The 9,020-nt window shown below is 67.5% G+C and carries 9 protein-coding genes; 5 read left to right on the forward strand and 4 right to left on the reverse strand.

Translation table 11 applies throughout. The features are described from left to right. Window positions 1-6: 6 nt before the first annotated feature. From J8I35_RS33515 to J8I35_RS33530, 4 genes are all read right to left on the reverse strand, one after another. Entirely contained in the window at window positions 7-420 is a 414-nt protein-coding gene (locus tag J8I35_RS33515; protein WP_089490308.1) for a VOC family protein, read from the reverse strand. 93 nt (window positions 421-513) lie between these two features. Next, entirely contained in the window at window positions 514-1,434 is a 921-nt protein-coding gene (locus tag J8I35_RS33520; RefSeq protein ID WP_089490307.1) for a bestrophin family ion channel, read from the reverse strand. A gap of 117 nt (window positions 1,435-1,551) precedes the next feature. Next, window positions 1,552-2,559, reverse strand: a complete 1,008-nt coding sequence (gene cydB / locus J8I35_RS33525) for a cytochrome d ubiquinol oxidase subunit II (RefSeq protein ID WP_209929317.1) — start codon at window positions 2,557-2,559, stop codon at window positions 1,552-1,554. Between the two features lie 2 nt (window positions 2,560-2,561). Further along, window positions 2,562-3,962: a cytochrome ubiquinol oxidase subunit I gene (locus tag J8I35_RS33530; protein ID WP_050014043.1), complete on the reverse strand. Its 1,401-nt coding sequence runs from the start codon at window positions 3,960-3,962 to the stop codon at window positions 2,562-2,564. A gap of 423 nt (window positions 3,963-4,385) precedes the next feature. Here J8I35_RS33530 and fdhD point away from each other — a divergent pair, with 423 nt between their 5' ends. The 5 genes from fdhD to moaD all read left to right on the forward strand — a co-directional run bounded on the left by fdhD (window position 4,386) and on the right by moaD (window position 8,740). Further along, window positions 4,386-5,258, forward strand: a complete 873-nt coding sequence (gene fdhD, locus J8I35_RS33535) for a formate dehydrogenase accessory sulfurtransferase FdhD (RefSeq protein ID WP_204384594.1) — start codon at window positions 4,386-4,388, stop codon at window positions 5,256-5,258. Further along, entirely contained in the window at window positions 5,255-6,469 is a 1,215-nt protein-coding gene (glp, locus tag J8I35_RS33540) for a gephyrin-like molybdotransferase Glp (RefSeq protein ID WP_209929318.1), read from the forward strand. The genes fdhD and glp overlap by 4 nt, the downstream gene beginning before the upstream one ends. Window positions 6,470-6,686: 217 nt before the next feature. Further along, window positions 6,687-7,811, forward strand: a complete 1,125-nt coding sequence (gene moaA / locus J8I35_RS33545; RefSeq protein ID WP_209929319.1) for a GTP 3',8-cyclase MoaA — start codon at window positions 6,687-6,689, stop codon at window positions 7,809-7,811. Between the two features lie 47 nt (window positions 7,812-7,858). Continuing rightward, window positions 7,859-8,431, forward strand: coding sequence for a molybdenum cofactor biosynthesis protein MoaE (locus tag J8I35_RS33550; RefSeq protein WP_209929320.1), 573 nt, complete (start codon window positions 7,859-7,861; stop codon window positions 8,429-8,431). Window positions 8,432-8,482: 51 nt separating this feature from the next. Beyond that, window positions 8,483-8,740, forward strand: coding sequence for a molybdopterin converting factor subunit 1 (gene moaD / locus J8I35_RS33555; RefSeq protein WP_050014048.1), 258 nt, complete (start codon window positions 8,483-8,485; stop codon window positions 8,738-8,740). Window positions 8,741-9,020 lie beyond the last annotated feature (280 nt).

Genomic DNA, 9,020 nt, shown 5'->3' on the forward strand with positions numbered 1-9,020 from the left:
GCGCCGTCACGACCGCTCCCGCTCCGCGGCCGCCGCGTGACACACGGCCTCGATCCGGTTGCCGGCCGGATCGACCAGAAAAGCCGCGTAGTAGTCGCCGTGGTACTGCGGCCGCAATCCGGGTTCACCGTCGGACTGGCCGCCCGTCGCAAGCCCTGCCTCGAAAAACGCATGCACCTGCTCGCGGGAAGCGGCCTTGAAACACCAGTGCCGCTTGCTCGCGCCGACTTCGGCGGGATCCAGATACACCGCCAAGAAGGTCGACTCCGGGTCATTCGCGCTGCAACGTTCGCCATAGCCGAGCGCATTGGGCCGGTCATAGACCTTGGCTGCGCCCAGCGCAGCCATGACGGCATCGTAGAAGGGGCGTGCCTGGTCGATATCCGGCACGCCGATCGACACGTGATCAAGCAATTGCATGGTGCGGGCTCCATTGAACGAGCACGAGTCTACACAACCGCCCCCGCTCGGGCCGAGCAACCTTACCGACGACTACACTACCGACCCCGCCGCCTACGTGATCTGATACGTCGACGCCGGCACGAATTCCTCGGGCATCGGCCGATCGCCGAGTTCGAGCACCGACCGCTCGATCGTGCGCGTGATCGCATCGAGCGCGAGCGCATTCGGCGCAAGGCCGAACGGCTCGGCCACTTCGTTCGCGATCGCCTCGAGCGCGATCAGCGTGTAGGAAATGAACACGCAGATCAGCGGCGTGAAGAACTCCGTCGAATCGACGAGCCCGAACGGCAGCAGCACGCAATACGCATACACGGTGCGATGGAGCAGTACGCTGTACGAAAACGGGATCGGCGTCGACTGGATGCGCTCGCAACCGCCGACCGACTTGCCGAGTGCGTCGAGTTGCGTCTCGAACATCCAGCAGGTCGCGTCGCTGCCGGGCGCGCGCCCCAGCGCACGCACGATGCCGCCGCGCAGTTCGTCGAGGATCGCGACCGGCTTGTAGCATTTGCCGCCGAGCGCGGCCGTGCGCTCCGCGCCGAGAATGCGCTGCAGGTCCGCGCTCGGATCGGTATGGCGCAGTTGATGCTTCAGCGCATACGCGAGCGCGATCAGCAGATCGGCGAGCCGGTTGCGCTCGGCGTCGCTCACGCTGTCGGGCAGGTAGCGATGCAGTTGCGACGTCACGGCGCGTGCGGCGATCAGCAGGTTGCCCCACAGATGCCGCGCCTCCTTGAAGCGCTCGAAGCTCGCGTTGTTGCGAAACCCGAGGAAGATCGCGAGCGCGAGCCCGAACAGCGTGAACGGCGCGGTGTTCAGCGGAATCTTCTCGCCGAAGATTCGGCCGTTCGTGAAGACCGCCAGCGTGCTGACGATCGCCATGAACACGAGCTGCGGAATGATCGACTGCAGCACGGAGCCGTTCCATACGAACAGCATCCGGAGCCAGTTCTGTCGGGGTCGGACGATCATGATGTTTTCTCGACTGGCAAAGGAATAGGGAACCGGAATACGCAACCCGTTGCGCCCGCACCTGATGTGCAACGGCCCGCGCGTGGCGGGCCGCTTTCGCATCGAGTGCCGTGCCGCTCAGTGATAGCCGATGTCGCCCTCGCGCACCTTGCCGCGGAACACGCGGTACTGCATCGCGTTGTACACGAGGATGATCGGCAGCACGATCACGGTGCCGACGAGCGCGAACAACTGGCTCGAATGGCTCGACGACGCATCCCAGATCGACAGCGACGGCGGCACGATGTTCGGCCAGATACTGATCACGAGCCCCGTGTAGCCGAGGAACACGAGCGCGAGCGTCAGCAGGAACGGCGTGGCCTCGTGCGCACGCTTCACCGCGTAGAAGATGCCCCATACGCATGCGACGACGAGGATCGGCACCGGCAGGAACCAGCCGAGGTTGCCGCTGCCGAACCAGCGGTGCGCGACGGCCGGCAGCCTGATCACGGTCCACAGGCTGACCACGCCCATCACCGCGAGCAGCACGCCCGTGAGCGGCTTCATCAGCAACCGCATCTTGCGCTGCAGTTCGCCGTCGACCTTCAGGATCAGCCAGCCGCAACCGAGCGTCGCATAGGTGACGAGCACGCCGATCCCGCACATCATGCTGAACGGCGACAGCCAGTCGAACGGCCCGCCTGCGAACTGGTTGTTCTCGATCTTGATGCCCTGCAGCAGCGAACCGAGCACGATCCCCTGGCAGAACGCGGCGAGCGCCGAGCCGCCGATGAACGCGAGGTCCCACATGTGCTGCGTGCGGGTCGCTTTCGCGCGCAGCTCGAACGCCGCGCCGCGGAAGATCAGCCCGACCAGCATCAGCACCAGCGGCAGGTAGTTCGCCGGCAGCAGCGTCGAATACACGACCGGGAACGCGCCATAGAGGCCCGCGCCGCCGAGCACGAGGAACGTCTCGTTGCCGTCCCACACCGGCGCGACGGTGTCGAGCATCACCTGGCGCTCGGCCTTCGCATCGAAGAACGGAAACAGCAGCCCGATGCCGAGATCGAAGCCGTCCAGCATCACGTAGATGAATACGCCGAGGCCGATGATCGCGGCCCACACGACAGGAAGATCGATATGCATGATTACTCCGCCTCCGTCACGTTCAGCGGCGTGGACAGCGCGCTCTTGCGCAGCCCCGGATGCCGGTGCAGCTCGATGTAGCCGGCCTGCGCAGCCGGCCCGCGCTTCATCAGTTTCATCATGTAGTAGATACCCGTTCCGAATACGAGGAAATACACGACCACGAAGATCAGCAGCGACACGCCGACCTGTTGCGCGGTGAGCGGCGCGACCGAATCGACGGTGCGCAGCACGCCGTACACGGTCCACGGCTGCCGCCCGACCTCGGTCGTGATCCAGCCGGCCAGCAGCGCGACGATGCCCGACGGGCCCATCGCGACCACGAACCACTGGAACCAGCGCGTCTCGTACAGGCGTCCGCCCTTTCTCAGCAGCAGCCCGAGCAGCGCGGTCAGCAGCATCAGCATCCCGAGGCCGGCCATGATCCGGAAGGTCCAGAAGATGATCGGCGAATACGGGCGGTCCTGCGGCGCGAATTCCTTCAGCCCGCGGATCTCGCCGTCCCAGCTGTGCGTGAGGATCAGGCTGCCGAGGTGCGGCACCTGGATCGCATAGCGCGTGGTTTCGGCCTGCATGTCGGGCAGCCCGACGAGGTTCAGCGCGGTGCCGCCCTTCTCCGTTTCCCACAACCCTTCGATCGCCGCGATCTTCGCCGGCTGGTATTCGCGCGTGTTCAGCCCGTGTGCGTCGCCGACGAAGATCTGGATCGGCGCGAGCACCAGCAGCATCCACAGCGCCATCGAGAAGCTGCGCTTCACCGGCTCGTCGCGGCGCCCCTTCAGCAGGTGCCACGCACCGCAGGCGGCGACGATGAAGCCCGCGACGATGAACGCCGCGATCGTCATGTGCGCGAGACGATACGGAAACGACGGGTTGAAGATGATCTTGAACCAGTCGACCGGCACGATGAGGCCGTTCTCGATCTTGTAGCCTTGCGGCGTCTGCATGAAACTGTTCGACGCGAGAATCCAGAACGTCGAGATCAGCGTGCCGACCGCGACCATCAGCGTCGCGAAGAAGTGCGCGCGCGGGCTCACGCGCTGCCAGCCGAACAGCATCACGCCGAGGAAGCCGGCTTCGAGGAAGAACGCCGTCAGCACTTCGTACGTGAGCAGCGGCCCGGTGATGTTGCCCGCGACGCGCGAGAACCCGGACCAGTTGGTGCCGAACTCGTACGCCATCACGACGCCGGAGACCACGCCCATCCCGAAGCCGATCGCGAAGATCTTCGACCAGAACTGAAACATGGACTTGTAGGCGGCGTCGCCGGTGACGAGGTAGCGCCATTCCAGCACCGCCAGGAAGCTCGCCATGCCGATGCTGATCGCGGGGAACACGATGTGGAACGACACCGTGAATGCGAATTGCAATCGGGCGAGATGGAACGCATCGAAGATTTCCATGACCGTAATTTGCTCGTGGTTGTGAGGACGTACGCTCGAAGCAGGAAATCGCGCGACGGCTTGGCGACGACACATGCGAACCCGAACGGCGGCTCGCACGGCATCGAAGCGTGGACGACGATATCGCGTTTGCAACGATACTCGCAATCAATCGAACGTGCGCTGAAACTGTGCTGCTTGCACCGCCGAAGATGTGTGCACGGAAAATAGTTACCATGCCGGCGGGACGCTCAGCTGTACTGCTTTTCGTGTGGCGGCGCTGTATCCCGGGCGCACTGTTCACTCCACTTAACATGTTGTCCAACGCCTGCCCGCGGCGGTCGCGCGCCCTTCGCCGCCCGCCCGGCGGCGTCGATTCCCGTGGTTCGGCGCACACGCCGGGCCCGGCCGGCCCGCCGGCCGCCCCGCCCTGGAGAAACCTGCATGGAGTCCTGCATCCGCCGCGACGATCCGACCGGCAGCACCGCGTGTCGGGTGACGCGCCATCGCGCCGGCGACGCGCTCGACACCGTCGATCGCGTCGTCGACGAAACCCCGGTTGCGCTCGTGTTCAACGGCATCTCGCACACGGTCATGATGGCGACGCCGATCGACCTCGACGCGTTCGGCCTCGGCTTCGCGCTGAGCGAAGGCATCGTCGAGCGCGCGTCGGACGTCTTCGACATCGAAAGCGAGTGCCGGTCCGGCAGCGCCGAAGTGCGGCTGACCGTGTCGCAGCAGGCGTTCATGGCGCTGAAGGCCCACCGCCGCGCGCTCGCCGGCCGCACCGGCTGCGGCGTGTGCGGCATCGAAAGCATCGCGCAGCTCGACCTGCACCCGCCACGGATCGCGGCCGCCGGCACGGCCGCGGGCATCGGCGGCGACGCGATCGCGCGCGCCGCGCGTGCGTTGCCGGCGCGGCAGACGCTGATGCGCGAGACGGGCGGCATCCACGCGGCCGCGTGGTGCGATAACAACGGCGCCGTGCTCGACGTGTGCGAGGACGTCGGCCGCCACAACGCACTCGACAAGCTGATCGGGCAGCGCGCGCGCCGCCGCGCCGACCTGCACGCGGGTTTCGTGTTCCTGTCGAGCCGCGCGAGCTACGAACTGGTGCGCAAGGCCGCGCGGGTCGGCATCCCGATGATCGCGACGATCTCGGCGCCGACGGCGCTCGCGATCGACGTCGCCCGCGAAGCCGGCGTGCGGCTGCTCGGTTTCTGCCGCAACGACGGCTTCGTCGAATACGTATCGCCCGCCGCCGTTCACCTCGACCCACCCGCGCCCGCAACGGCGCATCCAGCCCACTCGTCATGACGCACCTGTCCGATTTCGATACCGCGCAGCAACGATTCGCCGCCGCGTTCGCGCCGCTCGAGGCCGCCACCTCCGTGCCGATCGCGCAAGCGGCCGGCCACGTGCTGGCCGCGCCGCTGACGGCCGTGCTCGACCAGCCGCCGGCCGACCATAGCGCGATGGACGGCTACGCCGTGCGTCATGCGGACCTCGCGCACGGCGAGCCGCTGCGTGTCGCACAGCGCTGCTATGCAGGCGATACGCCGGCGCCGCTCGCGCCGCGCACGGCTGCGCGCCTCTTCACCGGCAGCCTGATTCCGCCCGGCGCCGACACCGTCGTGATGCAGGAGCATGCGCACGAACAGGACGGCGGTGTCACGTTCGACGTGCCCCAGCGCAGCGGGTCGCACATTCGCCGCCGCGGCGAGGAAGTGCGTGCCGGCGAGCTGCTCGTGCCGGCCGGCGTGCGGATGGGCGCGATGCACGTCGGCGTGGCCGCCGCGCAGGGGTTCGCGCGGATCGACGTGCGCGCGGCGTTGCGCGTCGGCATCCTGACGACCGGCGACGAGCTGGTCGCGTGCGGCGAGCCGCGCGCGCCGCAGCAGATCTACAACAGCAATGCGCCGATGCTCGCCGCGCTGGTCGCGGGAACCGGCGCCGACGTCGCGATGAGCGTGCACGCGGCCGATACGGCGGCCGCCGTCGATCGGGCGCTGCGCGACCTGCACGCGCAGTGCGACCTCGTGATCTGCGTCGGCGGCGCGTCGGTCGGCGACAAGGACCTGCTGCGCCCCACGCTGGCCGCGCTCGGCGCGTCGTTCGTCGTCGCCGGCGTGCGCATGAAGCCCGGCAAGCCGGTCGCGCTCGCACGGCTCGATACGCGGCCCGTCGTGCTGCTGCCCGGCAATCCGGGCGCCGCGATGACGACGTTCGCACTGTTCGTCGCGCCGCTGATCCGCCGCCTGCAGGGTCGCGACGCGTGCGTGCCGGTCGTGCCGTCGCTGCCGATCGACACCGGCTTCGAGCCGGATGCGCAGCGCGAGCGCTTCGTGCGCGTGCGCTGTACGGTGGACGCAAACGGTGCACCCGTGCTCGATACGCTGCGTCAGCAAGGCGCCGGCACGCTGCAGTCGCTGGTGCAGGCAAGCGGGCTCGCGCGGCTGCCGGCCGGGCGCACCATCGCGCGCGGCGACGCGGTTCCGTACTACGAATTCGCGCGCTGGCTCGCATGAGCGTGAAGTCGACTCTCCACCCGATACGGCGCGTTCGCCTCACTTGCCGCGCCTGTCGCGCGTCCCGGGCGGCGAACTGTATTCCTGCGATTCGGGCGCGATTGTGTCTCTGCCGGCCCAACCCGGCGGACTATGCTCACGATGAGGCTCGTCACGACCTGTGCGCCGATACGTCGGCACACGCACGGCCGAGCGGCGACGCCCCTCCGCTTACTACATGCAGGCCGACGACCCGATCGTGAATGCCATCGTTTCCGCCGCGCCGGCCGCCGCCGCTTCATCCGGCGACGCATCGCCCGGTGCTTTCCTCCGCCCGTCCGACACGCTCGGCCGTCCGCTGCGCGACCTGCGCCTGTCCGTCATCGACCAGTGCAATTTCCGCTGCGGCTACTGCATGCCGCGCGAAAGCTTCGGCGCCGACTACGCGTTCATGCCGTCGTCCGAGCGCTTGTCGTTCGCGCAACTGGAAAAGATCGCCCGCGCGTTCACATCGCTCGGCGTCGAGAAGATCCGCATCACGGGCGGCGAGCCGCTGCTGCGCCGTCACCTCGAAGCGCTGATCGAACGGCTCGCCGCGCTGACGACCGTCGACGGCAAGCCCGTCGAAATCGCACTGACGACCAACGGCTCGCTGCTCGCCGCGAAGGCGCGCACGCTGCGCGACGCGGGGCTGTCGCGCGTGACCGTGAGCCTCGATGCGCTCGACGACACTGTGTTCCGCCGGATGAGCGACGCCGACGTGCCGGTGTCGCGCGTGCTGGCCGGCATCGAGGCCGCGCACGCGGCCGGGCTCGCGCCGGTCAAGGTCAATGCGGTGATCGAGCGCGGCGTGAACGACGACCAGATCCTGCCGCTCGTGCGGCACTTCCGGCACACGGGCGTGGCCGTGCGTTTCATCGAATACATGGACGTCGGCGGCGCCAGCTTCTGGTCCGGCGACAAGGTCGTGCCGGCCGCGCGGATGCGCGAACTGATCGACGCGCACTATCCGCTCGTGCTCGTCGGCGAGCCGGGGCACGACGCCACCGCGATTCGTTGCGCGCACATCGATGGAGCAGGCGAAGTCGGCTTCATCGCGAGCGTGTCGCATCCGTTCTGCGGCACGTGCTCGCGCGCCCGCGTGTCGGCCGACGGCCAGCTTTATACGTGCCTGTTCGCGACGCAGGGTGCCGACCTGCGGCCGTGGCTCGACGATGCGGCGTCGATCGCCGACCTCGCCACCGCCGTGCGCGAACGCTGGACGCGGCGCGACGACCGCTATTCCGAGCGCCGGGCCGCACGGCCGGCCCGCGCGCCGGGCAAGACCTATCCGACCGTGCGCATGTCGCTCGTCGGCGGCTGAAGGGCCGCCGCGCGACACCGGATGCGCCGCCTACTGGAGAACCTGTCATGACGACTTTCACCGAATCCCGCGCCGGGCTGCCGGACGATCCGCTGCATGCCGGCAACCCCGCGCCGCCCGTCGATGCGGCCGGCACTCAGCCCGAATCGGCGCCCGCGATTGCCGCCGGCTTCGAAGTACGCGTGCAGCATGCGCCGATCGACACGGGCGCGGAGCTTGCACCGATCGTTCGCAATCCGAATGTCGGTGCTGTCGTGAATTTTCTTGGGGTGGTGCGCAAGGAAGGCGATGTCGACGACGTCGTCGCACTGGAAGTCGAGCATTACCCGACGATGACCGAACAGGCGCTGTGGAGCATCGTCGAGGAGGCGAGCGCGCGCTGGCGGCTCGAAGCGGTCAGGATCGTGCACCGCGTCGGCCGCATTCCGCTCGGCCAGCCGGTCGTCCTGGTCGTGGTGGCCGCCGCGCATCGCGCGTCCGCGTTCGATGCGTGCGAATTCCTGATGGATTTCCTGAAGACCCATGCGCCGTTCTGGAAGAAGGAGATTCGGCACGACGGGGAATCCGGGTGGGTCGAGGCAAAGGCGCACGACGACCAGGCGATGCGACGCTGGGGGTGATTGCGTTCGCTTCGTGTCTCCGATTCCGCTGTTCCTTCTGAAGACAATCCAATGAAACTGACGATCAAATACTTCGCAAGCATTCGCGAACAACTGGCAATCGATGAAGAAGCCGTCGAGATCGATGCCCGCGAACTCACCGTCGACGCGCTACGCGGCACGCTGGCCGCCCGCGACGCGCGCAGCGCGGACGCGCTGCGGATGGACCGCCCCGTGCGGGCGGCCGTGAACCTCGAAATGGTGACCGGGGACTTCGTCGTGCGGGAGGATAGCGAGGTCGCGTTCTTTCCGCCGGTGACGGGGGGATGACGCGGCGCGCGGGGGTGTGCGCTTGCATGCAGTCGTTTCGCCGCGCTCGATGCATCGAGCGCGAACGCGGTCATCGGCGCCGGCGTGGAAAAACAAAGGTTCTTCACGGATTCCCGGCGAGAGTCGGGGAGGAACGTCGGCTGCCGGTCATTTTGAGATGTTCGACATCGTGGTCTGGTTCGTCGACAATCCGCTTGGGGTTCAGGCTCTAGCAGGCTGTTGAAAAGCGCCCCGTTTTGATGGCCGGGGCACTGATTAAATGGATTTCGTATGCGATTAG

It is taken from the genome of Burkholderia sp. CpTa8-5 (assembly GCF_017815045.1).
GTDB classification, from domain to species: Bacteria; Pseudomonadota; Gammaproteobacteria; order Burkholderiales; family Burkholderiaceae; genus Burkholderia; species Burkholderia sola.

What these genes read in the sequence shown, in the direction of transcription:
- J8I35_RS33520 (WP_089490307.1), bottom strand. Translation starts at nt 1,434, where the DNA reads ATGATCGTCCGACCCCGACAGAACTGGCTCCGGATGCTGTTCGTATGG.
- J8I35_RS33550 (WP_209929320.1), top strand. Translation starts at nt 7,859, where the DNA reads ATGACGACTTTCACCGAATCCCGCGCCGGGCTGCCGGACGATCCGCTG.
- glp (WP_209929318.1), top strand. Translation starts at nt 5,255, where the DNA reads ATGACGCACCTGTCCGATTTCGATACCGCGCAGCAACGATTCGCCGCC.
- moaD (WP_050014048.1), top strand. Translation starts at nt 8,483, where the DNA reads ATGAAACTGACGATCAAATACTTCGCAAGCATTCGCGAACAACTGGCA.
- moaA (WP_209929319.1), top strand. Translation starts at nt 6,687, where the DNA reads ATGCAGGCCGACGACCCGATCGTGAATGCCATCGTTTCCGCCGCGCCG.
- J8I35_RS33515 (WP_089490308.1), bottom strand. Translation starts at nt 420, where the DNA reads ATGCAATTGCTTGATCACGTGTCGATCGGCGTGCCGGATATCGACCAG.
- cydB (WP_209929317.1), bottom strand. Translation starts at nt 2,559, where the DNA reads ATGCATATCGATCTTCCTGTCGTGTGGGCCGCGATCATCGGCCTCGGC.
- J8I35_RS33530 (WP_050014043.1), bottom strand. Translation starts at nt 3,962, where the DNA reads ATGGAAATCTTCGATGCGTTCCATCTCGCCCGATTGCAATTCGCATTC.
- fdhD (WP_204384594.1), top strand. Translation starts at nt 4,386, where the DNA reads ATGGAGTCCTGCATCCGCCGCGACGATCCGACCGGCAGCACCGCGTGT.